The following is a 22,687-nucleotide window of genomic DNA, read 5'->3' as shown; positions in this document are numbered from 1 at the left end:
GCTAAGCACCGCCACCGAACAGAGTGTCAAGCGCATCTCGCGCTGAATTCGCGACATCCACATAAGAAATCAAAGCGCCTTCCGTGGGTGGCAGGGCAGATGCAATCGACGGCGCCCATGCATAGGCGATCACCATCACGGCCGCGATTCCAACCGAGGCCACAAACCCAATCCGGAAGCCTTTGCGATGCAGCAACTCTTCGTCGGGCGAGCGCGCATGCCGGGTGTCGCGGTCCCCACCGGGTCGCAAGGTCGAGTTGATTTCATCCATATCCGGCAGCAATTCGCGCCGTGGCTCGACGTATTCGTCTTCCGCTTCTGCCAAGGCATCGCGCGTATTAAGTCGCGCCATCCGCGCCTTCAAAGCCCGCGACGGGGTCTCTTCTTCGGCAGGGGCGTCCAGGCTGAAATCGGTCTGAACCTCAAGCGATGAAGTGGTTGACGGCTTGCGCCTAGAAATCTCACGCTCGGCCTCTTCGCGCAGCAAATCAAGGGCTGCCACATCCGCCGGACGCCGCATGTTGGACAGCTTGGCCCCCACGGGCGTGTCAGGGTCTTCCGCCGGGGAAAGCAGACGTGTTTCCGGCCAGTCCCAACTGTCGTCCTGATCGTCGTCATCCTCGTCGTCTTCCGGTTCAGGCGTAGGTTCAGGTTTACGTTCCGCTTCCCAAGGCTCCTCAACCTCCGGCTCCGGTGCCTCAGACATAATTTCGGACGCAGGTTCAAATTCTGGTTCCGGCTCCAACTCAGGCCCCGGCGCAATCTCGGGGTCGCCGTCCGCCTCAACCTCAGGCGTCTCCCATGGTTCGGGATCGACGTCCGGCGCGGCATCGGGCGCCAAAGCTTCTTTTGCCTGCGGTGCAAGCTCGTACCACGTGTGCCCGCAATTCGAACATTGCACGTCACGTCCCTCGTCGGGGATCATGGTTGCGTCGACTTCGTATTGCGCCGTGCAATTGGGACAGATCAATCGCATCTTATTGCCCTTGCTCTTTTTAGCCTCTATGCCGCCGGACCGGTGTTCACCACAGCCCGTTTCGGCGTTCGCTGGTGTTTACCACTTTCCACGCCGAACTCAAAGCGTCGTTGCATGCATCTCACGACTAAGGCAAAAGCGTCGCGACATGGCTGACCGATCTGCAATCGCGCTGAACTCTGTCACAATGAGTTATAGCGACAACACGCTCTTTCGAGACGTGTCGCTTCAACTTGCGCCGGGCAGCTTTCACTTCCTCACGGGCCCCTCTGGCGCGGGCAAAACCACCCTCATCAAACTTTGCTACGGCGAACTGCAGCCGACCGAAGGCCGCGTCACGCTCTTTGACGAAGACACGGGCCACATGGACCGCGACGCCATCGCCCGCCTGCGCCGCCGCATCGGCGTTGTGCATCAGGATTGCCGCTTCATCGACCACCTAAGTGTCGCTGAAAACGTGCTGCTTCCGGTGACCGTGTCCGGCGGAAACGTCGAGGCCGCGCGCACCGATATGTCCGAGCTGATGAACTGGGTTGGTCTGAACGCGCTCTCCGATCATCGCCCGCCCGAATTGTCGGGCGGCGAACGCCAACGCGCCGCCCTTGCCCGTGCTGTGATCTTGTCACCTGACATCATTTTGGCGGACGAACCCACCGGCAACGTCGACTGGGAAATGTCGCTGAAAATCCTTGGCCTTCTGATTGAACTCAACCTCTTAGGCAAAACTGTGCTTTGCGCTACGCATGATATGTCTCTGATAAGGCAGGCAAAAACACGCGTTTCGACCCGTGTTCTGCGTCTGCGCGACGGTGCTGTCGAACTTGCCGGAGCCGAACTTTGAACGCGCTTCTCCTCCTGCTCAAGGGCGATACCTCTGCCGAAAGCGTCGTCCCCCGCACTGGCTACACCGCGATGCTCACAATCGCTTGCGCCGCCGCCATGGCCTTCCTGGCAGTCTTCGTTCTTGCCCTCGCGTTGTCTGCTGGACGGCAGGCGGGCGACTGGGAAGCCTCGCTTGCTGACACTGCAACAGTCCGCATTTCCGCTCCGGTCGAGATGGCCGCTGTTCAGGCCGAGACGGTTGAAACTATCCTGTCTCAAACCCCCGGCATTGGTGGCACAAGACGGCTGTCGAACGATGAACAGGCGCTTTTGTTGCAACCATGGTTTGGCTCTGATCTGCCGATTGAAACCCTGCGTCTGCCGATCCTGATCGACGTCACTCTGACTGAAAATGGCCCCGACGTGATAGGCCTGCGCCAACGCCTTGCCGCCGAAGCGCCCGGAGCCGTCTATGACGACCACGGCCGCTGGCGCGCACCTATGGTCGACGCCGCGCGCGGGTTGCGCACGCTTTCGCTTATCGCGCTGCTTCTTATCGCAATTGTTACCGGGGTCACCGTCGCCCTTGCCGCCTCGGCCGCTATTTCCGCAAATGGCCAGGTGATCGATGTTTTGCGCCTTGTGGGAGCGGAAGACAGCTATATCACCCGCGCCTTTACCCGCCGTTTCAGTTTGCGCACGCTTGCCGGTGCCGCCGCTGGCACGATCATCGGCCTTTTCGCGGTCGCCCTAATCCCCACGGTTGCAGGGGGTGGTCTTGCCAGCGCCGTTGGCTTTCAGGGAGCGGAATGGATCTGGCCGCTTCTGGTTCCACTGGCCGCCGCCGCGCTTGCCTTCGCCGCCACCCGCGCCGCCGCCGCGCGCCGCTTGAAAGAGGCCGGATAGCCCATGCAACTTGCCCGATCAATGCTGTTCAACATCACGCTCTATGTCTCGATGCTGTGCTACGCAATCGTCTTTGCCCCCTTCGCAATTTGGGACGCGAAATGGGCCGTCAAAGCCTGCCACGAATGGTGCCGCTTCAGCATCTGGTGCGCCTCATGGATGATTGGCCTCAAGGTAGAAGTCCGCGGTACACCTCCGGTGGACGAAGTGATGATCGCGGCAAAACACCAGTCTTTCTTCGATATCATCGTGATTTACCACGCCATCCCGCGTGGCAAATTCATCATGAAACGCGAGCTGATCTACGCTCCGCTTCTTGGCTGGTATGCCTTGCGCGCTGGCTGCATTCCGGTTGACCGTGGCAAGCGCGGGCAAGCCATCAACAAAATGAAAGCCGACGTCGAAAAGGGCCGCAGCTATCCGGGCCAACTGGTGATCTACCCCCAAGGCACCCGCGTCGCACCCGACGACAAAAAACCATACAAAGCTGGTACCGGCTTTCTCTATAATCAGCTTGGCCAGACCTGCATTCCCATCGCCACCAATATAGGTCACTTCTGGCCCAAACGCGGTTACCTCAGACTTCCCGGCACCGCTGTCGTCGAATTCCTCGACCCGATACCGCCGGGCCTCGGCGTTAAAGAGTTCATGGTTAAACTCGAAGAGACGGTTGAAACCAACTCTGACCGACTTCTCGCCGAAGCAAGAGGCCCCCAATGATCGAAACCATCGAACAACTCGAAGCGCTTTATGGCACGCCCAAAGCACCTTCCACGCGCAAAGTCGCGGACCGGATGGTGCCTGTGTATCGCCGCTGGATTATGGCCTCGCGGTTCTGCGTTCTGACCACCGTCGGCCCCGAAGGGTCTGACGGCAGCCCGCGCGGAGACGACAGCCCCGTCGTGACGGAGATTGACGATAGAACCCTTGCGATGCCTGATTGGCGCGGCAACAACCGCATCGATAGCCTGCGCAATATCGTCCGCGATCCACGCGTTTCGCTGATGTTCATGGTGCCGGGATCAACCAACGTCGTGCGGATCAATGGCAACGCCAAAGTCACTGCAGACCCCGACATGCTCACCCGTTTCGAACGCGACGGTGCGCACCCGCGCTCGGTCATCGTGATCGGCATCACGCAGGTTTACTTCCAGTGCGCCCGCGCCATCATGCGGGCACGCCTCTGGACAGCAGGCGACGAAAGCGACGGCCTGCCAAGTCCGGGAGACATCTTGAAAGAGATGACCTCGGGCGAGGTTGGCGGCGCCGACTTCGATCTTGAATGGCCCGCCCGCGCCGAGAAATCTCTCTGGTAAAGCCTCAGCCAAACAGCGCCTTGAACGCCCCGATATTCTGACGGAACCCGGCCTCGAAGTCCCCGTCTCCTGGATGGTAAACGCTCTCGAACGACACCACCCCGTCATAGCCATCGGCTTTTAAGGCTTCGGCAATATCGCCAAACAAAGGCCCCAACTGCCCCTCGCCCATGGGCCGTATCTCCAGGGTCGCGCGCGGTGTATCCACCTTCACATCCTTGATATGCACATGCCCCAGATAGCCACCGCGCACCGCGTCGTAGCCCTCGGGATAGGCCCGCTCATGACACCAGCAATTGTTCGCCGGATCCCAAAGCACCTGCAAAGCGTCCTTGGCATCCAATTCGTCGATCAGCCGCCGCGCCGTATAGTTGGAATTGACCATCGTCCCATTCCCGGTTTCGACCACCAGAACCACGCCCTCGGCGCGCGCGAGTTCAACGGCAGGCGCAATCATCGGCGCCATCGTGTCCCATGCTCCATGGGCGACGTTCCACTTTTCAGCACCATGACTGCCCCAAAGGATCTGCTCCTTCTTCTGCGTCATGATCCGTACCAACGGGGACCCCACCACATGCGCCATATCGATCACCCGCTTCAGCGCATCCATATGGGTCGTATGAAGGTCATCACCCGGCCGGTTGGCCGACGTCATCCCCGCAAACACATGCCGCGAAAGACACGACACTGGCTTTCCCCGATCCCGTAAGAGCGCATCGATCCCAGCGATCTCGGCGGGCGAATGATCCCCCACCTCATGTCTGCCGACAAACTGCAGCTCTGCGTATTCCAACCCAAATTCATCCATCACATCAACGGTATGACCCAGATCCCGACTAATCCCGTCGCAGATAACACCAAGTTTCATCGACACGGTCTCCCTTCATCCTTTTCAAATACCTCGGGATGAGGGGCAGAGCGCCCTCCGGGCGCGAAAGCGCCGACGCCGCCATCACACATTCGGATCACGGTGCAATTCCGCGCCGACGATCTCCTCAATCACCCGCGTGCATACCCAGTTGTCCCCGTTTGGATACTTCGTCCGCCCTGCATGAAATATCTGCATCGCCGACCCCGCCGTATGAAGCGGCACACCAAGTTCCTCGCCCAATCCCATCGAGATTGTAAGGTCCTTGTGCATCGTATTGATGTGGCTTCCGGTGCCCTCAAACTGGCGATCTATGATCTTCTCAAGCGCGTTGTTCACCACACCACAGCCCGCTGAAGAGGTCGAAAACACGTCCAGCAAAACCTGCCCCGAAACCCCCGCCTTAGCGGCCAAAGCCGCCGCCTCGAACGTCGCCGAAAATTGTGCCCCGATCAGCGATTGCAAACAGGCTTTCACCGTCTGCCCGTCCCCGGGCTTGTCACCGACCCGATGGATATTCGCCGAAACCGCCTCCATCACCGGCGCAAACGCGTCCAGCACATCCCCGGAAGCTGCCGCCATCATGGTTAACGTGCCCGCCTGCGCGCCCGGGAACCCGCCCGACACTGGTGTATCAATCAGATGAACGCCTGACCCTTCCATCGCCGCACCAATCGCGCGGGCCTCGCTTGGCTTCACCGTTGCGCTCAAAATCACCGCCGAGCCCTCGGCCATATTGGCCATCAGCCCATCCGGGTCAAAGATCACGTCCTTCGCGTCGTCGCCCTTCATCACCATGACAAAGACGGCGGCCGACGCCCGCCCGATCTCGCTCAGCGTTCCAGCACGCCCGCCCATATCGGCAAAGGCCGCCATTCGCTCGGGCTTCAAGTCTATCCCAACCACATCGAAACCATTTTTGATAAGGTTCAGCGCCAATCCGCTGCCCATATCCCCAAGCCCGACAACACCAACTGTTTTCATCTCTGATCTCCCGTATTTTAGCACCGAGCAAACGGCCGGTGCGTTTCAGAAAAAGCGTGCCTGAAAGCACGCCGGTTCTGCGGGGATTTCACGCGTCATTCTTGACGTCGGGCGGGTCCGGAAGACACCCCGCTGCCCGGTTAGGTAACCCCACGCTAGCACCAGAACTCCAAAACTGGCAAGCGTTTCGGCTTTCGGAATCCCGCAGCTGTAAAGCGCCCAAAGCGATCGCAATGTCGGGCAAGGCCTAACCTGCGACAATCATCTCGGATTGCCGCACGATCACCTCGGCCTGTCGCACGCTTGCGAGGTCTACGAGCCGCCCTTTATAAACCGCAGCGCCTGCGCCTATGGCTTGGGCTTGTGCCATCGCCGCAAGGATTTCGCGGGCTTCGGTCACGGCCTCGTGCGATGGCGTAAACACCTCGTTGGCAATCGCGACCTGCTTGGGGTGGATCGCCCATTTACCGACCATTCCCAACGTCGCCGACCTCCGCGCCTGTGCGCGATAGCCCTCGTCGTCCCTGAGATCTCCGAACGGACCATCCACCGGCAAAACGCCGTGCGTGCGGCACGCAGCCACAATTGCGGCTTGCGCCCAGTGCCACGGATCGGACCAGAATTTCTCGCCCTCGCGGTGCATATAGTAGTTTTCCTGCGTGCCACCGATGCCCGTTGTCTGCATCCCCATCGAGGCCGCAAAATCCGCTGCCCCAAGGCTCATCGCCTGTAAACGCGGGGAACTTGCGGCAATCTCTTCCACATGAGCAATGCCTGCAGCGGTCTCAATAATGACCTCAAGGCTAATCGGCTTGCGGCGTGCTTTGGCGCTCTCAATGGCCGTCACCAAAGCGTCCACCGCATAAACATCCGCCGCGCATCCGACCTTCGGGATCATGATCTGGTCGAGCCGATCCGAGGCGTTCTCCAGCAAATCAACCACATCACGATACCAATAAGGCGTATCCAGCCCATTGATCCGCACGGTCAGATACTTGGTGCCCCAATCCACATCATGCGTCGCTTGGATGATGTTGCGGCGCGCCTCGTCCTTGTCCGAAGGAGCAACTGAATCTTCCAGATCAAGGTTAATCACATCCGCATCGGACGCCGACATCTTCTCAAAAATCGCAGGTCGCGATCCGGGGCCAAACAGCTGGCAACGGTTCGGACGGGCAGGGGCGGCAGGCTGAAGACGGAACGACATATGCGTAACTTTCTTTCGTTTTGGATTTAGCATTTGGTATTATGTTGCGTTGCGGCATGCAAGTCATTTCGCGCATGCAGCATTTTACCGCCACCACAATATACCGAAGATTGCATGTGTTCGGTCACGGGCGTACCTCAATCATGTCCCGCTTTAGGAGCGTTCTCCGGGCAAACGACATCCTTCACAGCCCGGCAACGCCACCGCATCATGATCTTAAGGGTGGTTTTTGTGTGTCATCTAAGCCGCTTTTGTTGTTCACACGAACTGCATGAGAACACTACCAGGCCGTCCATGAAGTTGCCGAACTCACATAGGATGGCCCTTATTCGATCTGCCGCCATCCTCTCTATTTGTTCTTAACGATGTCCATCGTGGGGTTCGGCATTCTTGTCGGCTGCGCGGTCTTGACCCTCGCTTTTGGCGGGGCGACGTTTGCAGTGCTCTGCTTGACGGCACGCGACGAAGAGAATTTTCTTCGGGACCGGTTCGGCGAACGCAATTTGGCCTTTGCCGCGCGAGTTGCTGCGATCATCCCCGATCCGCGTCTCTTTTCAGCTCCGCAGCACGTGACATGCGACGTCGGGCATTTGCGAACAAGCCTGCGCGCCGCACTGGCCTTCCTGGGACTTCTGCCTTTGGCGGAACTGCGCGACCACCTGCACGAAGAGACACTTTTTCCATCGACCCCGATGGTGTAGTGAACATTCTTCGAACAATCGGTAAATTATTCGAAGAATATTGGTGCATTGGCGTTTCTAGCGCGGATATCGCAAAGACTTTCCGCTATATCCGGTGAAAGTGGCGTGAACGCTTACACGGGGACACGTCATGATTCGCACACCATATCTTCTCTTCTTGGGCGACGCCCACGACAATCTTGCCGCCAAAGTTGCGCAAGGCATTAAGGACTGGAATCCCGATAACGTTGTCGGGCAGTTCCGCATGGAAGGCTGCAACGCCGATGTTGGCTCTGCTGATATGTCATTGCAAGAGGCATTCGACAAAGGCGCACGCACGCTTGTTGTTGGCGTTGCCAACCGCGGCGGCATGATTTCGCAGGCGTGGTTGAACGTGCTGGCCGAAGCAATGGAGATCGGCTTTGATATCGCCAGCGGCCTGCACAATCTCTTGCGCGATGAGAACCTGCTGAAAGCCACCTCGGCCCGCACAGGTGCCACGCTTCACGACGTGCGCATCCCGTCGGTCGCCTACCCCATCGCTAACGGAACAAATCGCACCGGCAAGCGCTGTCTGGCCGTTGGTACTGACTGTTCGGTCGGCAAGATGTACACGGGCCTTGCGATGGACACAGAAATGCAGAAGCGCGGGATGAAATCCACGTTTCGCCCTACCGGCCAGACTGGCATCCTGATCACTGGAAAAGGCATTCCTCTTGATGCCGTCGTCGCCGACTTTATGGCGGGAGCTGTCGAATGGCTTACCCCGGACGCTGACGCCGATCACTGGGACCACATCGAAGGGCAGGGTAGTCTTTGGCACGTGTCCTATTCTGGTGTGACCATGGCGCTGATCCACGGCGGACAGCCCGACGCGCTGATCCTTGCCCACGAGCCGACCCGCACCCACATGCGCGGTCTGCCGGACTTTGCATTGCCAAAGCTCGAAGAGCTGCGCGATATGGCTTTGCCCCTTGCGCGGATCGCCAACCCTGCCTGTGTGGTCGCCGGCATTTCGGTCAACACCAAAGCACTTTCCGACGCCGAAGCCTTCGCAGTTTGCGCCGAAATCGAAGATCGCATGGGTTTGCCCACCGTGGATCCCTATCGGCACGGAGCCGGTCGTCTGGTCGACGCCCTAAGCGCGCTTTAAGAACGCGGTTTCCCCGGATACACACGACCTGACAGAAAGAAGGCGCAGCGCATGTTAATCAAGGTTAAGGCCGAAACCTTCCGGCTGGCCGAGACGTTTACCATCTCGCGCGGCTCGCGGGATGCCGCCGAGGTTTTGACTGTCACTGTCAGCGATGGCGTCGTCACTGGCCGTGGCGAATGCGTGCCTTATGCGCGTTATGGCGAAACGCTCGCCTCGGTGATGGACGAAATCCGCGCGCTTCCCGAAACCATCACGCGGCCCGCGCTGCAAGAGACGCTTCCAGCGGGCGCCGCGCGCAACGCCGTCGATTGCGCGATGTGGGATCTGGAAGCAAAACAGGCGGGAAAGCGCGTCTGGGACATTGTGGGCGTGCCCGCTCCGGCGGCGTTAACCACCGCCTTCACCCTATCGCTTGATACGCCTGAGAACATGGAAAAGTCGGCGGCGCGCCACTCGTCCCGTCCGCTTTTGAAAATCAAACTCGGCACGCCCGACGATATGGCCCGACTCGAAGCAGTCCGTCGCGGCGCTCCCGAAACTGACATCATCGTTGATGCCAACGAGGGCTGGACGGCCGACATCTACGCCGACCTTGCGCCGCATCTTATCCGCCTTGGCGTGCTGCTGGTTGAGCAACCTCTGCCCGCGGGTGCCGACGACATGCTCGCCGAGATCGAGCGCCCCCTACCGGTCTGCGCCGACGAAAGCTGCCATGATCGCGCGTCGCTGCCCGGTCTTGCCGGCAAATATGACATCGCAAATATCAAACTCGACAAGACCGGCGGTCTGACAGAAGCGCTTGCCCTGAAAGACGCCGCTCTTGCCGAGGGATACGGGCTGATGATCGGCTGCATGGTCGGCACGTCGCTTGCCATGGCGCCCGCCACACTTCTGGCGCAGGGCGCCGCTTTCGTCGATCTTGATGGCCCGCTCCTTTTGGCCGAAGACCGCAACCCGCCGCTGGCCTATGACAAGGCCGGGTTGCACGCGCCTGTCGCCGCACTTTGGGGCTAGGGGCTTGCACCCGCAGCCGTTCAAAAATATTCCGGATCCCAATGCCTGCTATGGCCCTGCTACCTGCAAAGGAAACCGCCCATGACCCGTATCGTTTATGTAAACGGCGACTACGTCCCTGAAGATCAGGCCAAAGTGTCGGTATTCGACCGCGGGTTCCTCTTTGCTGATGGGGTCTACGAGGTCACCAGTGTTCTTGAAGGCAAAATTCTGGATTTTGACGGACACGCGCGACGGCTGACCCGGTCCCTGAACGAGCTTGATATGGCGGCCCCCGTCACGATGGACGAACTTCTGGACATCCACCGAGAATTGATGGCGCGCAACGATTTGCAAGAGGGCATGATCTATCTGCAAGTCACGCGCGGCGCTGATGCTGACCGCGATTTTGCGTTTCCTGACCCGGTAAAAGTCCCGTCAACGCTTGTTTTGTTCACCCAAGCCAAATCCATTGCCGAAAGCCCTGCTGCGAAAAAGGGCCTTAAGGTCATCTCGATCGAAGACCAGCGCTGGGCGCGGCGTGACATCAAAACCGTGCAGCTTTTGTACCCGTCGATGGGCAAGATGATGGCCAAGGCAGCCGGGTGCGATGATGCGTGGATGGTTGAGGACGGTCACGTCACCGAAGGCACCTCGAACAACGCCTATATCGTCAAAGACGGCAAGATTATCACCCGGCATCTATCCAACGACATCCTGCACGGCATCACCCGTGCCGCCGTTTTGCGGTTTGCCAAAGAAGCGCAGATGGTTGTCGAAGAACGCGCGTTCACCATCGACGAGGCAAAAGATGCCGACGAAGCGTTCATCACCTCGGCCTCGACTTTCGTGATGCCCATAGTCGAGATCGACGGCGCGTCGATTGGGGACGGCACACCGGGGGCGGTCGCGATGCGTCTGCGCGAGATTTACCTCGACGAAAGCCGTAAAACTGCGATCTGAGGCGGAAACGCGTTAGATTTCAATGCATTTTTTGCACTCAGGCTCAGGGAACCCTTAAAGCTCCGAGACTGTTCAGGCCAATCACGTCATCCCCCGCTCTGCCGGCATGGTGCGCTCAATTATGGATCTCTGGCGGGCGCTGGAGATCAAAATCACAGCCGAAAGCGTCGAGCCGAAAGCGCATACACCACTTTTGGCTGATTTGGGATGTGACCGGTTTCAGGGCTATTGCTTTGGCCGCCCGCGCCATCTCCCGATGTTTTGGCTGCGTGGTGGCCAAGTCAGCCCGATCGGACCACGGGCAGTCGGTAGCGTTATTCCCCGGTCCCGACATTCTCCTCGAACGCCCTCTTAAACGCACTTTTCTGATCGTCGGTCGCCTCGGTCTGATGTTGCGCGCGCCAGTCCGCATAGGGCATGCCGTAAAACATCTCGCGCCCCTCGTCCTTTGACATTTCAATGCCGCGCACGCTGGCCGCTTCCTGATACCAACGCGACAAACAGTTCCGACAGAACCCGGTAAGGTTCATCATATCGATGTTCTGCACATCGGCGCGGTCGTCCATCAAATGCTTCTGCAATCGCCGAAAGGCCGCCGCCTCCAGCTCGATCCGGGTCTGGTCGTCAATATCCATGCAAGTGTCTCCTCAGCTTTCAGCTATAGCCAGCGCCTGCGGAAGAAGGCTGGCAAATCGGTCAGCCCACTCGGCCTGACCCGCGTCGGTTTCGATCAAATCGTTCCTGATCTCGATCAAAGTATTCTGCCGCCCCAATGCAATAGCATGGCGATCAATTGTGTCGCCTGTCAGATAGCCGGAATAGGGCTTGTTCGCCCCCACAATCAGTCCCGGAACCTGTTCCAGAAGCTGCACCAAAGGCAGCGAAAGGCGCGTGTCATCGCCGTAAAGCAGTCCGCAATGCCAGGGCCGCATCGGGCGACCGCGAAACTGTGGCGTAAAGGAATGCACCGATACAATCACCGTATCGTCGCTCCGCGCGGCAAGGTCTGCCACGGCCGCGTGGTAGGGGCGATAACACTTCTCCAAACGCTCGCTCACTCCCTCGAGCGAAATCCCGCGATTGGCGCCGATCAGCGTCCCGTCATAAAGCTGCATGACCAGAGTTGGGTCATCTTCGCCCCGATTCGGGTCGATCACCAAACGCGAGAAATTGGAAAGCGCCGCAGGGGCTCCCAGCCTCTCGGCCAATCGCACCGCAACGCCAGCGGCACCGACGTCAAACGCGATGTGGCGCGCCATATCTGTGGCTGCGATACCAAGATCGCCACCGTTCACCCAGTCCGGCACTCGGTTTGTGGCATGATCGCACACCACCAGCCATCGCGAAGCGCGTTCGCCTCCCAAAATATGGTAAGGTTCCCAACTTAGGCTGTGACCATCGCTCTGCATAGGCTGTCTCTATCGACGCCTATTGGAAAGCGCCAGTTGTCACGCGCTAACATTTCCGGCAATAAGCCTCCAAGCCAATGAAAAGACCGAACGAGGAGTTCCGTGCATGAGACGTCAGCGCAACGTAAAGATTGTTGCTACCCTGGGCCCGGCTTCCAGCGATAAGGAAATGATTCGGGCGCTTTTTGATGCCGGTGCAGATGTGTTCCGCCTGAACATGAGCCACGGCGAACACGCCGAGATTGGAGAGCGCCACCGGATTATCCGCGAGATCGAGGTCGAAACGGGCCGCCCAATTGCCATTTTGGCCGACCTTCAGGGCCCGAAGCTGCGCGTTGGCGTGTTTGCCAGCGATGATGGCGAGGAACTTCAAGTGGGTCAGGCGTTCCGTCTTGATCTGGACGAAGCACCCGGCGACTTGACTCGTGTACAGCTTCCTCACAGAGAGATTTTCGAGGCACTCGAACCCGGCTCCAGCCTTCTTGTGAACGATGGTAAAATCCGCCTCAAGGTTGAAAAATGCGGCGCTGATTTCGCCGATTGCACCGTTAAAGTCGGCGGTACGATCTCGAATCGTAAAGGCGTGAACGTCCCCGACGTTGTGCTGCCGCTGGCCGCTTTGTCCGATAAAGACCGCAAAGACCTCGAATTTGTCTGCCGTCTTGGCGTCGACTGGCTGGCCCTTAGCTTCGTGCAACGCACTGCCGATGTCGCCGAAGCGCGTGAATTGGCGCAAGGGCGCGCCGCGATCCTGTCGAAGATCGAAAAGCCCGCTGCCGTAGCCGCGTTTGACGATATCCTCGCCGTGTCTGACGGCATCATGGTTGCGCGCGGTGACCTTGGTGTTGAACTGCCCGTGCAGTGCGTGCCACCGATCCAGAAACGCCTCATCCGCAAATGCCGCATGGCCGCTAAGCCGGTTATCGTCGCCACGCAGATGCTCGAATCGATGATCGACAGCCCGATGCCAACCCGCGCAGAAGTCTCGGACGTTGCCGCAGCCATCTACGAAGGCACCGATGCGGTCATGCTTTCCGCTGAAAGCGCCGCCGGCAGCTTCCCGATCGAAGCGGTGCGGACGATGAACGCCGTAGCGCTTGAGGTCGAAAGTGACCCGACCTACCGGGAAGTTATCGAGGCAAGCCGGGGTGGTCCGAAGCAATCCGTCGCTGATGGCATCGTTTCCGCCGCCCGCGAGATCGCCGAAACGGCTGACATCAAAGTCATTTGCTGTTTCTCGCAGTCGGGTCAAACCGCGTCGCTTGTGGCCCGCGAACGGCCCGGCGTTCCAATCATCGCAATGACCTCGCGGATTGGCACTGCGCGTCGGATGGCGCTGACCTGGGGTCTGCATTGCGTAAAGACCGAGGAAGTCTCTCGCTTCAAAGAAGCCGTCGTCAATGCTGCGCGCGCCGCACGCACCGAAGGCTTCGCGCAGCCCACGGATCAACTGGTTGTCACTGCCGGTGTGCCTTTTGGACAGTCTGGCACCACAAATATCCTGCGGGTTGCGCCCTGCGATGAACGGCTGATCCTGCCGTCTGATCCTGAATAACCCAAAACTGCCCCGCGCCAGGGACGATTTTCCCTTGCCAGACAGCCCTTTCCCGGCTATCCGGCGCACTTCGACAAGCACCCCGGCCAAAGTGGCATGCCGAGGGTGTTTATGAACCGTCCTAATGAAGGAGATGGAAATGCCTAAGATGAAGACGAAGTCGAGTGCCAAAAAGCGCTTCAAAGTGACGGCGACGGGTAAAGTCGTCGGCGGCTCTGCCGGTAAACGGCACGGCATGATCAAGCGGTCCAACAAATTTTTGCGGAATGCCCGCGGCACACGCGTGCTGAGCGAACCCGATCAGAAGTTGGTCAAATCCTATATGCCATACGCACGCTGAGGAGCTTGAGAAATGCCTAGAACCAAAGGTGGCACAGTCACCCACGCCCGCCATAAAAAAGTTACCGACGCCGCAAAAGGCTTTTACGGCCGTCGCAAAAATACCTTCAAAGCGGCCCGTCAGGCCGTCGACAAGGCGAACCAATACGCAACGCGCGACCGTAAGAATCGCAAGCGCAATTTCCGCGCTTTGTGGATTCAGCGTATCAACGCAGCTGTGCGCAGCCATGACGAAGCACTGACATACTCGCGCTTCATCAATGGCCTGTCGCTTGCCGGTGTCGAAGTGGACCGCAAGGTTCTCGCGGACCTCGCGGTGCACGAGCCAGAAGCGTTCGGTGCGATCGTTGAAAAGGTGAAAGCCGCGCTCGTTTAAAAAGGCAGGCAAAAGCTTAGATTTTGGAGCCCGGTCGCCAACGCGGCCGGGTTTTTTGTTTGGTGTCAGTAATATGGCGGGTTGGACCTATTTCGGCTTTTCAACATTGGTTTCCGGATCTCAAGAAAGTAACCAATTTTTTGGGAGCCGACCGTTGCATACTTTGACGACCGTTGCTTTTGTTTCGTCTGCCACCTTATTGGTGGCATGTGGCACGGCCCCGACTGTCTTGGCGCCCCTCACAGTCGGCGCTGCGACCCAATCTATCGGCACACTGCCCGCTGGCGTCACTGTGCCCACGACTCGGCGACTGATACTGTGACCATCATAGATGACGTCACGACATTCGTTGCGACCCGCAACAACACCTACCACCTTGGCGGATTGAATGGGCATACCAGCACTGTCGCCGCTGCCAGCTATGCATCTTTTCGTGAAACATCATCCGGTTCCGGTACAGTGACAATCACAACCATTCCGGCGATGATCTAGGGACACGCGCAGCGTTTCTTGAACGCATCGGCGACACAACACTTCCGACAACTGGGCCCGCCACGTCTGGAGGTGGGTATGCGAGTTGGTACCTGAATGACACCAGCGGTGTAGTCATCCAACTTTTGATGGGATCTACAAGTCTCACAGCCGATTTTGAGGCAGGAACGGACGCAGGCTCGATCATCGACCGCCCTGAATTTAGTGCTCCCAGTATCACATCCACTAATTTCATCTTGGGCCCTTCGGCGATCGAAAACGGCGTCTTTTGGGGAACAGAAGCTGGTGAGCAGGGCAATGATGCACTGGTAACGACGACATCCAACGGGCCAATACTCGGGTTTGTTTGTTGGGCCTAACGGCGAAGAACTGGTCGGCGGGCGGACACTGCAACATGATGAGGGCGGAATCGCCAGGACCGAATACGGCGGCTTCTTGTCTTTTTGCCCCCAGATGGCTAGCAGGGCAGGGATGTTCTCAAGGGGGTCCGAATGGACGATCTTCGGCAAAAATACCTGACCGCAATCGCAGACGCCGCTGACGAAAGCGCGCTTGAAGACTTGCGGGTGCAAGCCGTCGGCAAGAAGGGCGAAGTCTCCCTAAAAATGCGCGAACTTGGACGCATGACGCCAGAGGAACGCCAGGTCTCTGGTCCCGCCCTCAACGCGCTGAAAGACGAGATCAACTCCGCCCTCGCCGGTAAAAAATCGGCCCTTGAAGACGCCGCTCTTGATGCGCGCCTGCGCGATGAATGGCTTGACGTTACACTGCCCGCGCGCGACCGCCCCCAAGGCACCATCCACCCGGTCTCACAAGTCACCGAAGAAGTCACCGCCATCCTCGCCGACATGGGCTTTTCGGTCGCCGAGGGTCCGCAGATCGAGACCAACTGGCACAACTTTGACGCCCTGAACATCCCCGGACACCACCCGGCCCGTACCGAAATGGACACATTCTATATGCACCGCGCGGAAGGCGACGACCGCCCGCCGCATGTGCTGCGAACCCATACATCCCCAGTGCAAATCCGCTCGATGCAAGACACCGGAGCGCCGATCCGCATCATCTGCCCGGGCCGCGTTTACCGCGCCGACTACGACCAGACCCACACCCCGATGTTTCACCAAGTCGAGGGCCTCGCCATCGACAAAGACATCTCTATGGCCAACCTGAAATGGGTGCTTGAGGAATTCTTCTCGGCCTTCTTCGGCACGAAAGTCAAAACCCGCTTTCGCGCCTCGCACTTCCCGTTCACGGAACCCTCGGCAGAAGTCGACATACAATGCTCATGGGAAGGCGGCACCGTCAAAGTGGGCGAGGGCGACGGCTGGCTCGAAGTGCTCGGCTCGGGGATGGTCCACCCCAAAGTGCTGTCGGCCGCAGGCGTTGACCCTGACAAATGGCAGGGCTTCGCTTTCGGCATGGGCATCGACCGAATGGCAATGCTGAAATACGGCATCCCAGATCTGCGCGCGTTCTTCGACAGCGACCTGCGCTGGCTCCGACACTACGGTTTCGCCTCGCTGGATCAACCGACCCTGCACGGAGGTCTAGTCCGATGAGCGACGAATACGAAGATCTCCAGGACACCTACCCTGGTGCCGGCACATTCAAATTCGGCGACACCGCCAAGCTGTCCAAGCGGCTGCTCGCATTGGTCCGCGCGGGCCACAAACGCGCGATAAGCGGCGCGCTGACCGATTTCGCCGACGATCCGCAGTCCATCCCGGTTGTGGGCCGCTGCGACATCGCCACCAACTGGGACGGCACGCCCGCAATTGTCATCCGCACGGTGAAGGTCGAACAGGTACGGTTTTGCGACGTTACCGAAGAGATGGCACTGGCCGAGGGTGAAAACATTGATCTTGAGGGCTGGCAGGACGACCACAAAGCGTACTTCGAGCGCAACGGAGGCTTCGACCCCGAAATGATGCTGGTGTTTGAGCATTTTGAAGTAGTCGATGACTTGGCGGGGCGGGGGTAGTGTTGAGCCGCACCAAACATATGTCTCGCGGGGACTTAGTCCCGCATCACGTCAGACCTGCCTCTGCATGCGGGCCTGATACACCCACCCTCGGGTCAGGCGTGGTGCTCGAAGCGGAGAGTGATCGATGCTGAAGTGGCTATTTGGAAAGAAAAAAGTGATCTATCCAATGTTGGCTCACAGCCGCGGATTGTCGCAAGATATTGTTGGCGAGGGCCATTTTCAGAGCGACCTTGAACAAATAGCCGGTCCAAAGGAAAAAATGTCAGCAAAGTATGAATGTGAAGCCACCTCCGTCTGCGAAAGCGACACCAAACATGATTCCGATGCGGTCGCGGTATACCTTGGCCGGGGACAAGTCGGGCACCTCTTTCGCGAAGGCACAAAGTTGTTTCGAGAAGTGCTGGTGAGCCTCATTGCGGAATTGTCGCCGGTCAACGCGAAGGCAAAGATTGTTGGCGGCTGGAAGAATGACATTTCTGACGGAAGCTACGGAATTAAACTTAACCTGAAGCGCCCACTTGCTTTGGTGAAAGAGAACCCAAAATGAAATTCACCCTCTCCTGGCTCCATGAGCACCTCGATACCACTGCCTCGGTCGCTGAAATCGCCGAGACGCTGACCGACCTCGGTCTCGAAGTTGAAGGTATTGAAAACCCCGCCGAGAAACTGCGCGATTTCACCATCGGCAAGGTGCAGACCGCCGAACAGCACCCCGATGCTGATCGCTTGCGCGTCTGCATGGTCGAAACCGACGAGGGTCTGAAACAGATCGTCTGCGGTGCGCCAAACGCGCGCGCGGGCATCACAGTCGTCATCGCCAAGCCCGGCACCTACGTTCCCGGCATCGACACCACCATTCAGGTCGGAAGAATCCGGGGCGTCGAAAGCTTCGGCATGATGGCTTCCGAACGCGAGATGGAACTGTCTGACGAACACGACGGCATCATCGAACTTGCCTCGGGCGAAGTCGGCCAAAGCTTCGCTGACTGGTTGGCGGAAAATGACCCGGCATTCGTCGACCCCGTGATCGAGATCGCGATCACTCCCAACCGCCAGGACGCGTTGGGCGTCGAAGGCATCGCACGCGACCTCGCCGCGCGCGGTCTTGGCAGCAAAATCGACCGGCCCATCGCTCCCGTCAAAGGCACCTTCAAAAGCCCCATGGGTGTGACAATCGATGACGACGCCCTCGACGGCGCACCCTATTTCACCGGCCGCATGATCCGTGGCGTCAAGAACGGGCCCTCGCCCGCATGGCTTCAGGCCCGCCTCAAAGCCATCGGCCTGCGCCCGATCTCGGCCCTTGTGGATATCACCAACTTCTTCACCTACGACCGCAACCGCCCACTTCACGTCTTTGACGCTGATAAGGTGCAGGGCGACTTGCGCGTCCACCGCGCAAAAGGCGGCGAAACCCTGCTCGCGCTTGACGATAAAACCTACACCTTTGCCCCGGGCATGATCGTCATCTCCGACGACCGCGCGGCGGAAAGCATCGCAGGCGTCATGGGCGGCGAAGAAAGCGGTGTCACCGAAGACACCATAAACGTCTTCCTCGAAAGTGCCTACTGGGACCCGATCACCATCGCCCACACGGGCCGCGACCTAAAGGTCAACTCCGACGCCCGCTACCGGTTCGAGCGCGGCGTAGACCCGGCCTTCACGCTGCCCGGCCTCGAACTTGCCACGCAAATGGTCCTGGACCTCTGCGGCGGCGAAGCCTCCGAGGTGCTAAGCGCGGGGGCCGTCCCCGACACAAAACGCGCCTACAAACTCGACACGGATCGCTGCTCGTCCCTCGTCGGCATGGACATCCCCGCCGAAACCCAACGGGCAACGCTTGAATCCTTGGGCTTCAGTCTTGATGGTGACATGGCCACCCCGCCAAGCTGGCGCGTTGACGTGCAGGGCGAAGCTGACCTTGTTGAAGAAATCGCGCGCATCGCCTCGCTCACCAACTTGATCCCAAAACCCATGCCCCGCATGTCAGCCGGCGTCCCCAAAGCCATCCTGACGCCCCTGCAAAAACGCGAGCAAATCGCGCGCCGCACCACTGCGGCCTTGGGCTATAACGAATGCGTCACCTACAGCTTCATCGACGAAGCCTCGGCGCAGTTGTTCGGCGGCGGAACCGATGCCACGCGTGTCGCCAACCCGATCAGCTCGGAAATGACCCACATGCGCCCAACGCACCTTGCAGGCCTTTTGCAAGCCGCTGCCCGTAACCAGTCACGCGGCTTTGCGGACCTTGCTCTGTTTGAGGTTGGAGCCGTTTTCCAGGGCGGTGAACCCGGCGAACAAGAGCTTCTCGTCACCGGCATCCGCATCGGCGCAACCGGCCCCAAAGGCCCCCACGGCGCACGTCGGGGCGTCGACGTGTTCGACGCCCGCGCCGACGCCGACGCGGTCCTGTCCGCCCTCGGCGCGCCATCCCGCACGCAATTCTCGCGATCTGCGAAGGACTGGTGGCACCCTGGCCGCTCGGCCCGGATCATGCTTGGCCCCAAGATCATCCTTGGCTCGTTCGGCGAACTGCACCCGAAAACCCTGCGCGAACTGGATGTCAAAGGTCCCGCCGTGGGATTCGCGATCCATCTTGCCGCCATACCGCAATCAAAGGCTAAAACCGCCTCGCGGGGTGCCCTTCGCATGAGTGATCTGCAAGCCGTCGAGCGTGACTTTGCGTTTGTCCTCGACGCACAAGTCGAAGCGATAACGCTCGTGAACGCCGCTGCCGGGGCCGATAAAGCCCTGATCGAAGAGGTCCGCGTGTTCGACGAATTCATCGGAGGCAGCCTGGGCGAGGGCAAAAAATCTCTGGCGATCACCGTACGGCTGCAACCCAACGATAAGACCTTGACGGACCAGGAAATCGACGCCGTCGGAGCCAAAATCGTCGAGAAAGTCGGCAAGGTCACCGGCGGCACCTTGCGCGGATAACACCCCGCGCCCATGTCACGACAAAAAGGAGAGCGACCATGACCATGAAAGTATACCTGTCCGGCGAAATCCACACGGATTGGCGCGAGCAGATCATCGAAGGTTCTAAAGACCTCGACCTGGCATTTTCCGCGCCCGTGACCGATCACGATGCGTCCGACGACTGCGGCGTAGCTATCCTTGGGGCTGAACCCAACAAGTTCTGGCATGATCACAAAGGCGCCAAGGTCAACGCGATCCGCACCCGTCATGGCATCGAAAACGCGGACATTGTTGTTGTTCGCTTTGGTGAAAAGTACAAACAGTGGAATGCCGCGTTTGACGCAGGCATGGCCGCGGCTTTGGGAAAATCACTGATCGTTCTTAGCCAACCCGACCACCAGCACCCCCTCAAAGAAGTGCACGCCGCGGCTCTGGCTGTGGCGCAGGAACCGCGGCAGGTCGTCGAGATCTTGAACTACGTCCTAACTGGAAAACTGCCAGAAAGCGGCGCCCTCGCGGCTGAGTAATTATCCATCGCGCGCCGGTATGTTCAGGCCTCGCTGAACCGCCGGACGCGCCAGGAAACGCTCAAGATAGGCCGGGACGTGGGTTAGATTGCCCCAACCCACCAAATCTTTGATGCCGTAGGCTTCCAACTGTCTAAGCCAGGGAGCAATCGCGATGTCGGCGATTGAATACTCACCCGCAATCCATTCTCGATCCGCTAACTTGCCTTCAAGCACCGCCAAAAGACGTTTCGCTTCGGTCTGAAATCGCTTGCGTGGGCGTGGGTCTTCGATCTCTTTGCCGGCGAATTTCACGAAATAACCAAGCTGCCCCAGCATCGGCCCTAACCCGCCCAACTGAAACATCAGCCACTTTAGAACGTCATACCTTGCGGCCCCTTCCGGCATCAGCTTACCGGTCTTTTCAGCCAGATAAATAAGGATCGTGCCGCTTTCAAAAAGCTCGACCATCTCGCCGTTCGGCCCATTTGGGTCGATCAGCGCGGGAATTTTGTTGTTTGGGTTCAGTGACAGAAACGCAGGGCTTTTGACGTCCGCATCGGACAGCGTCACCCGGTGCGCCTCATAGTCCAGCCCAAGCTCTTCCAGCGCAATTGAGACCTTAACGCCGTTCGCTGTTGGAAAACTGTAAAGTTGCATGACATGGGGCCGTGTCGCGGGCCACCGCTGCAAGATTGGGTGGCTGAAAACGGGGCTCTGGATATTCATGGTTCGGTCCTTGGAATATTACGCTGCGTTCAATGCAGCAGGTAGGCTCTTTGGAGCGCTTATTAACCCTAGAATATGTGCGCATTCGTGCTATCGGATGTGCGGGAATGATGTGACGGATGCGCACACCCGGGAACCAAGGCAAAATGAGGGTAAAAATGATCAAAGAATTCAAAGACTTCATCGCGAAGGGCAATGTCATGGACATGGCCGTGGGTATCATCATCGGCGCGGCGTTCACCGCGATTGTGGCATCGCTCGTTGGCGATCTTATCAACCCGCTTATCGGTCTTTTTACCGGCGGCGTGGACTTCACCAACAACTACGCTGTCCTTGCGGGTGACGTGGCAGAAGGGTCAAGCCTCGAAGCTGCACGCGAAGCCGGCGCGTCGGTTTTCGCCTATGGCGCGTTCATTATGGCCATCGTCAACTTCCTGATTATCGCTTGGGTCGTGTTCATTTTGGTTAAGACAGTGAACCGCGTGAAAGAATCTGCCGAGACTGAAGCAGAAGCACCCGCCGCCGAGGAGCCAAAGGGCCCAACGCAGGAAGAATTGCTTGCTGAAATCCGCGATGCGCTGAAGGCGCAAGCGTCCTAAGACGCCGCTAAAGATTGCAATGGGGGTCCGCTTCGGCGGGCCCTTTTTTATACCTAGTTTCTTGCTATTCTCTTCCAAATTTAGCATCGGAGCATCCCTATGACTGCAATACCCCCTGTCTGCGACTTCGGCTGGCCGGCGCCCGCGTTCCAACTGACCGGCACCGACGGCAAGACCTACTCGCTAGATGACCTGAAAGGGCTGAATGGCACTGTCGTTGTCTTCATGTGCAACCACTGCCCCTACGTTCTTGCGGTGCTTGATCGCATCATCCGCGATGCGCGCGAGTTGAGCGACCACGGCGTTGGGTTTGTCGCCATCGGTTCAAACGACGCGGCCATGTACCCCGCTGATAGCTTTGAAAACATGAAGAAAATGGCGGGAAGACACAGTTTTTCCTTCCCGTACCTTTACGATGAAGATCAAAGCGTCGCGCGCGCTTACGGTGCGGAATGCACGCCGGACTTTTTTGGCTTTAACGCTGATCTGACCCTGCAGTATCGCGGGCGCCTTGATGCGTCGCGCGCCAGTGCGGGACCTCCCGATCTGCGCCGTGATCTGTTTGAAGCAATGGTAAGGGTCGCAAATACGGGCACAGGCCCTGCTGATCAGATTGCCTCGATGGGGTGCTCGATTAAGTGGAGGGTGGCCTGATCACCCCCCAAAGCATCACAACTTCAATGCAAGCTGCGGCGACATCACATCAATCCCAAGCGCTTTTCCGACCGCGTAGTAAGTCAGATGTCCCGCGTGAACATTCAGACCGTTCAACAGATGCGTGTCATCTTCACAGGCCGCTTTCCAGCCCTTGTCGGCCAACGAAAGCATGTATGGCATGGTCGCATTGGTTAATGCGATGGTCGACGTCCGCGCAACGGCACCGGGCATATTCGCCACACAAT

The 22,687-nt window shown here is 58.8% G+C and carries 27 protein-coding genes and 1 pseudogene; 20 read left to right on the top strand and 8 right to left on the bottom strand.

Features of this window, described 5'->3' with window-relative positions:
- Nucleotide 1 precedes the first annotated feature (1 nt).
- The gene (locus Q1B15_RS02990; protein WP_299749943.1) at nucleotides 2–976 is read right to left on the bottom strand and encodes a zinc-ribbon domain-containing protein; all 975 of its coding nucleotides are present in this window, start codon (nucleotides 974–976) and stop codon (nucleotides 2–4) included.
- 187 nt (nucleotides 977–1,163) lie between these two features.
- Between Q1B15_RS02990 and Q1B15_RS02985 the strand changes: the two genes are divergently transcribed.
- Genes Q1B15_RS02985 through Q1B15_RS02970 form a run of 4 tightly spaced genes read left to right on the top strand, consistent with a single transcriptional unit; the run spans nucleotide 1,164 to nucleotide 4,020 of the window.
- A complete protein-coding gene (locus tag Q1B15_RS02985; protein WP_299749966.1) occupies nucleotides 1,164–1,817 on the top strand; it encodes an ATP-binding cassette domain-containing protein in 654 nt (217 codons plus the stop codon).
- Entirely contained in the window at nucleotides 1,814–2,704 is an 891-nt protein-coding gene (locus tag Q1B15_RS02980; RefSeq protein ID WP_299749940.1) for an FtsX-like permease family protein, read from the top strand. Before Q1B15_RS02985 ends, Q1B15_RS02980 begins: the two co-directional genes overlap by 4 nt.
- Before the next feature lie 3 nt (nucleotides 2,705–2,707).
- Nucleotides 2,708–3,424 (top strand): lysophospholipid acyltransferase family protein, encoded by a 717-nt coding sequence (locus Q1B15_RS02975; protein WP_299749936.1) that lies wholly within the window; start codon nucleotides 2,708–2,710, stop codon nucleotides 3,422–3,424.
- Nucleotides 3,421–4,020 carry a pyridoxamine 5'-phosphate oxidase family protein gene (locus tag Q1B15_RS02970; RefSeq protein WP_299749933.1) on the top strand — a complete coding sequence of 200 codons (600 nt, stop codon included), beginning with the start codon at nucleotides 3,421–3,423 and terminating at the stop codon, nucleotides 4,018–4,020. Before Q1B15_RS02975 ends, Q1B15_RS02970 begins: the two co-directional genes overlap by 4 nt.
- Nucleotides 4,021–4,024: 4 nt before the next feature.
- On the opposite strand, the gene Q1B15_RS02965 is transcribed toward Q1B15_RS02970, so the two are convergent.
- The 3 genes from Q1B15_RS02965 to Q1B15_RS02955 form a co-directional block, all read right to left on the bottom strand.
- The gene (locus tag Q1B15_RS02965) at nucleotides 4,025–4,888 is read right to left on the bottom strand and encodes a sugar phosphate isomerase/epimerase family protein (protein WP_299749930.1); all 864 of its coding nucleotides are present in this window, start codon (nucleotides 4,886–4,888) and stop codon (nucleotides 4,025–4,027) included.
- An 84-nt stretch (nucleotides 4,889–4,972) separates the two neighbouring features.
- On the bottom strand, nucleotides 4,973–5,872 hold the full coding sequence (locus tag Q1B15_RS02960) for an NAD(P)-dependent oxidoreductase (RefSeq protein WP_299749927.1): 900 nt from the start codon (nucleotides 5,870–5,872) through the stop codon (nucleotides 4,973–4,975).
- Nucleotides 5,873–6,119: 247 nt separating this feature from the next.
- Nucleotides 6,120–7,079 (bottom strand): L-malyl-CoA/beta-methylmalyl-CoA lyase, encoded by a 960-nt coding sequence (locus Q1B15_RS02955; RefSeq protein ID WP_299749924.1) that lies wholly within the window; start codon nucleotides 7,077–7,079, stop codon nucleotides 6,120–6,122.
- Between the two features lie 332 nt (nucleotides 7,080–7,411).
- Here Q1B15_RS02955 and Q1B15_RS02950 point away from each other — a divergent pair, with 332 nt between their 5' ends.
- The 5 genes from Q1B15_RS02950 to Q1B15_RS23320 all read left to right on the top strand — a co-directional run bounded on the left by Q1B15_RS02950 (nucleotide 7,412) and on the right by Q1B15_RS23320 (nucleotide 11,226).
- Nucleotides 7,412–7,780, top strand: a complete 369-nt coding sequence (locus Q1B15_RS02950) for a hypothetical protein (RefSeq protein WP_366141660.1) — start codon at nucleotides 7,412–7,414, stop codon at nucleotides 7,778–7,780.
- A gap of 130 nt (nucleotides 7,781–7,910) precedes the next feature.
- Nucleotides 7,911–8,912, top strand: a complete 1,002-nt coding sequence (gene dgcN, locus Q1B15_RS02945) for an N-acetyltransferase DgcN (RefSeq protein WP_299749921.1) — start codon at nucleotides 7,911–7,913, stop codon at nucleotides 8,910–8,912.
- A 51-nt stretch (nucleotides 8,913–8,963) separates the two neighbouring features.
- Nucleotides 8,964–9,929 (top strand): N-acetyl-D-Glu racemase DgcA, encoded by a 966-nt coding sequence (gene dgcA / locus Q1B15_RS02940; protein WP_299749918.1) that lies wholly within the window; start codon nucleotides 8,964–8,966, stop codon nucleotides 9,927–9,929.
- Nucleotides 9,930–10,010: 81 nt separating this feature from the next.
- A complete protein-coding gene (locus tag Q1B15_RS02935) occupies nucleotides 10,011–10,871 on the top strand; it encodes a D-amino-acid transaminase (protein WP_299749915.1) in 861 nt (286 codons plus the stop codon).
- 88 nt (nucleotides 10,872–10,959) lie between these two features.
- Nucleotides 10,960–11,226, top strand: coding sequence for an EAL domain-containing protein (locus Q1B15_RS23320; protein WP_366141659.1), 267 nt, complete (start codon nucleotides 10,960–10,962; stop codon nucleotides 11,224–11,226).
- Here the strand turns inward: Q1B15_RS23320 and Q1B15_RS02930 are convergent.
- Together Q1B15_RS02930 and Q1B15_RS02925 are read right to left on the bottom strand one after the other, a co-directional pair.
- Nucleotides 11,186–11,506 (bottom strand): DUF1244 domain-containing protein, encoded by a 321-nt coding sequence (locus Q1B15_RS02930; protein ID WP_299749912.1) that lies wholly within the window; start codon nucleotides 11,504–11,506, stop codon nucleotides 11,186–11,188. The two genes, Q1B15_RS23320 and Q1B15_RS02930, sit on opposite strands and share 41 nt — an antisense overlap.
- A gap of 12 nt (nucleotides 11,507–11,518) precedes the next feature.
- Entirely contained in the window at nucleotides 11,519–12,280 is a 762-nt protein-coding gene (locus Q1B15_RS02925; RefSeq protein ID WP_299749909.1) for an N-formylglutamate amidohydrolase, read from the bottom strand.
- A 106-nt stretch (nucleotides 12,281–12,386) separates the two neighbouring features.
- Here Q1B15_RS02925 and pyk point away from each other — a divergent pair, with 106 nt between their 5' ends.
- The 9 genes from pyk (at nucleotide 12,387) to Q1B15_RS02880 (ending at nucleotide 20,478) form a co-directional block, all read left to right on the top strand.
- Nucleotides 12,387–13,835 (top strand): pyruvate kinase, encoded by a 1,449-nt coding sequence (gene pyk / locus Q1B15_RS02920; RefSeq protein WP_299749906.1) that lies wholly within the window; start codon nucleotides 12,387–12,389, stop codon nucleotides 13,833–13,835.
- A 139-nt stretch (nucleotides 13,836–13,974) separates the two neighbouring features.
- Entirely contained in the window at nucleotides 13,975–14,175 is a 201-nt protein-coding gene (gene rpmI / locus Q1B15_RS02915) for a 50S ribosomal protein L35 (protein ID WP_299749903.1), read from the top strand.
- A gap of 12 nt (nucleotides 14,176–14,187) precedes the next feature.
- Nucleotides 14,188–14,550, top strand: a complete 363-nt coding sequence (gene rplT / locus Q1B15_RS02910) for a 50S ribosomal protein L20 (RefSeq protein WP_299749900.1) — start codon at nucleotides 14,188–14,190, stop codon at nucleotides 14,548–14,550.
- Nucleotides 14,551–14,868: 318 nt separating this feature from the next.
- Nucleotides 14,869–15,042 (top strand): hypothetical protein, encoded by a 174-nt coding sequence (locus tag Q1B15_RS02905; RefSeq protein ID WP_299749897.1) that lies wholly within the window; start codon nucleotides 14,869–14,871, stop codon nucleotides 15,040–15,042.
- A 491-nt stretch (nucleotides 15,043–15,533) separates the two neighbouring features.
- Nucleotides 15,534–16,604, top strand: a complete 1,071-nt coding sequence (gene pheS, locus Q1B15_RS02900) for a phenylalanine--tRNA ligase subunit alpha (RefSeq protein WP_299749894.1) — start codon at nucleotides 15,534–15,536, stop codon at nucleotides 16,602–16,604.
- Nucleotides 16,601–17,026 carry an ASCH domain-containing protein gene (locus tag Q1B15_RS02895; RefSeq protein ID WP_299749891.1) on the top strand — a complete coding sequence of 142 codons (426 nt, stop codon included), beginning with the start codon at nucleotides 16,601–16,603 and terminating at the stop codon, nucleotides 17,024–17,026. Before pheS ends, Q1B15_RS02895 begins: the two co-directional genes overlap by 4 nt.
- A 127-nt stretch (nucleotides 17,027–17,153) precedes the next feature.
- Complete coding sequence (locus tag Q1B15_RS02890; protein ID WP_299749888.1) at nucleotides 17,154–17,576, top strand: hypothetical protein; 423 nt, start codon at nucleotides 17,154–17,156, stop codon at nucleotides 17,574–17,576.
- Entirely contained in the window at nucleotides 17,573–19,969 is a 2,397-nt protein-coding gene (pheT, locus tag Q1B15_RS02885) for a phenylalanine--tRNA ligase subunit beta (protein ID WP_299749885.1), read from the top strand. Before Q1B15_RS02890 ends, pheT begins: the two co-directional genes overlap by 4 nt.
- Nucleotides 19,970–20,007: 38 nt before the next feature.
- Nucleotides 20,008–20,478, top strand: coding sequence for a YtoQ family protein (locus tag Q1B15_RS02880; protein ID WP_299749882.1), 471 nt, complete (start codon nucleotides 20,008–20,010; stop codon nucleotides 20,476–20,478).
- On the opposite strand, the gene Q1B15_RS02875 is transcribed toward Q1B15_RS02880, so the two are convergent.
- The gene (locus Q1B15_RS02875; protein ID WP_299749879.1) at nucleotides 20,479–21,186 is read right to left on the bottom strand and encodes a glutathione S-transferase N-terminal domain-containing protein; all 708 of its coding nucleotides are present in this window, start codon (nucleotides 21,184–21,186) and stop codon (nucleotides 20,479–20,481) included.
- 158 nt (nucleotides 21,187–21,344) lie between these two features.
- On the opposite strand from Q1B15_RS02875, the gene mscL reads away from it, so the two are divergent.
- Together mscL and Q1B15_RS02865 are read left to right on the top strand one after the other, a co-directional pair.
- A complete protein-coding gene (gene mscL, locus Q1B15_RS02870; protein WP_299749876.1) occupies nucleotides 21,345–21,785 on the top strand; it encodes a large conductance mechanosensitive channel protein MscL in 441 nt (146 codons plus the stop codon).
- 99 nt (nucleotides 21,786–21,884) lie between these two features.
- Entirely contained in the window at nucleotides 21,885–22,439 is a 555-nt protein-coding gene (locus Q1B15_RS02865; RefSeq protein ID WP_299749873.1) for a thioredoxin family protein, read from the top strand.
- 15 nt (nucleotides 22,440–22,454) lie between these two features.
- On the opposite strand, the pseudogene Q1B15_RS02860 reads toward Q1B15_RS02865, so the two are convergent.
- A pseudogene (locus Q1B15_RS02860) lies at nucleotides 22,455–22,687 on the bottom strand (alanine dehydrogenase); the annotation flags it as partial.

This window comes from uncultured Boseongicola sp. (assembly GCF_937988555.1).
Classification (GTDB): Bacteria; Pseudomonadota; Alphaproteobacteria; order Rhodobacterales; family Rhodobacteraceae; genus Boseongicola.
The sequence above is the reverse complement of the archived record's forward strand: the minus strand, read 5'-3'. Positions and strand labels throughout refer to the sequence as shown.

What these genes read in the sequence shown, in the direction of transcription:
- Q1B15_RS02990 (WP_299749943.1), bottom strand. Translation starts at nt 976, where the DNA reads ATGCGATTGATCTGTCCCAATTGCACGGCGCAATACGAAGTCGACGCA.
- Q1B15_RS02985 (WP_299749966.1), top strand. Translation starts at nt 1,164, where the DNA reads ATGAGTTATAGCGACAACACGCTCTTTCGAGACGTGTCGCTTCAACTT.
- Q1B15_RS02975 (WP_299749936.1), top strand. Translation starts at nt 2,708, where the DNA reads ATGCAACTTGCCCGATCAATGCTGTTCAACATCACGCTCTATGTCTCG.
- Q1B15_RS02970 (WP_299749933.1), top strand. Translation starts at nt 3,421, where the DNA reads ATGATCGAAACCATCGAACAACTCGAAGCGCTTTATGGCACGCCCAAA.
- Q1B15_RS02965 (WP_299749930.1), bottom strand. Translation starts at nt 4,888, where the DNA reads ATGAAACTTGGTGTTATCTGCGACGGGATTAGTCGGGATCTGGGTCAT.
- Q1B15_RS02960 (WP_299749927.1), bottom strand. Translation starts at nt 5,872, where the DNA reads ATGAAAACAGTTGGTGTTGTCGGGCTTGGGGATATGGGCAGCGGATTG.
- Q1B15_RS02955 (WP_299749924.1), bottom strand. Translation starts at nt 7,079, where the DNA reads ATGTCGTTCCGTCTTCAGCCTGCCGCCCCTGCCCGTCCGAACCGTTGC.
- dgcN (WP_299749921.1), top strand. Translation starts at nt 7,911, where the DNA reads ATGATTCGCACACCATATCTTCTCTTCTTGGGCGACGCCCACGACAAT.
- dgcA (WP_299749918.1), top strand. Translation starts at nt 8,964, where the DNA reads ATGTTAATCAAGGTTAAGGCCGAAACCTTCCGGCTGGCCGAGACGTTT.
- Q1B15_RS02935 (WP_299749915.1), top strand. Translation starts at nt 10,011, where the DNA reads ATGACCCGTATCGTTTATGTAAACGGCGACTACGTCCCTGAAGATCAG.
- Q1B15_RS02930 (WP_299749912.1), bottom strand. Translation starts at nt 11,506, where the DNA reads ATGGATATTGACGACCAGACCCGGATCGAGCTGGAGGCGGCGGCCTTT.
- Q1B15_RS02925 (WP_299749909.1), bottom strand. Translation starts at nt 12,280, where the DNA reads ATGCAGAGCGATGGTCACAGCCTAAGTTGGGAACCTTACCATATTTTG.
- pyk (WP_299749906.1), top strand. Translation starts at nt 12,387, where the DNA reads ATGAGACGTCAGCGCAACGTAAAGATTGTTGCTACCCTGGGCCCGGCT.
- rpmI (WP_299749903.1), top strand. Translation starts at nt 13,975, where the DNA reads ATGCCTAAGATGAAGACGAAGTCGAGTGCCAAAAAGCGCTTCAAAGTG.
- rplT (WP_299749900.1), top strand. Translation starts at nt 14,188, where the DNA reads ATGCCTAGAACCAAAGGTGGCACAGTCACCCACGCCCGCCATAAAAAA.
- pheS (WP_299749894.1), top strand. Translation starts at nt 15,534, where the DNA reads ATGGACGATCTTCGGCAAAAATACCTGACCGCAATCGCAGACGCCGCT.
- Q1B15_RS02895 (WP_299749891.1), top strand. Translation starts at nt 16,601, where the DNA reads ATGAGCGACGAATACGAAGATCTCCAGGACACCTACCCTGGTGCCGGC.
- Q1B15_RS02890 (WP_299749888.1), top strand. Translation starts at nt 17,154, where the DNA reads ATGCTGAAGTGGCTATTTGGAAAGAAAAAAGTGATCTATCCAATGTTG.
- pheT (WP_299749885.1), top strand. Translation starts at nt 17,573, where the DNA reads ATGAAATTCACCCTCTCCTGGCTCCATGAGCACCTCGATACCACTGCC.
- Q1B15_RS02880 (WP_299749882.1), top strand. Translation starts at nt 20,008, where the DNA reads ATGACCATGAAAGTATACCTGTCCGGCGAAATCCACACGGATTGGCGC.
- Q1B15_RS02875 (WP_299749879.1), bottom strand. Translation starts at nt 21,186, where the DNA reads ATGAATATCCAGAGCCCCGTTTTCAGCCACCCAATCTTGCAGCGGTGG.
- mscL (WP_299749876.1), top strand. Translation starts at nt 21,345, where the DNA reads ATGATCAAAGAATTCAAAGACTTCATCGCGAAGGGCAATGTCATGGAC.
- Q1B15_RS02865 (WP_299749873.1), top strand. Translation starts at nt 21,885, where the DNA reads ATGACTGCAATACCCCCTGTCTGCGACTTCGGCTGGCCGGCGCCCGCG.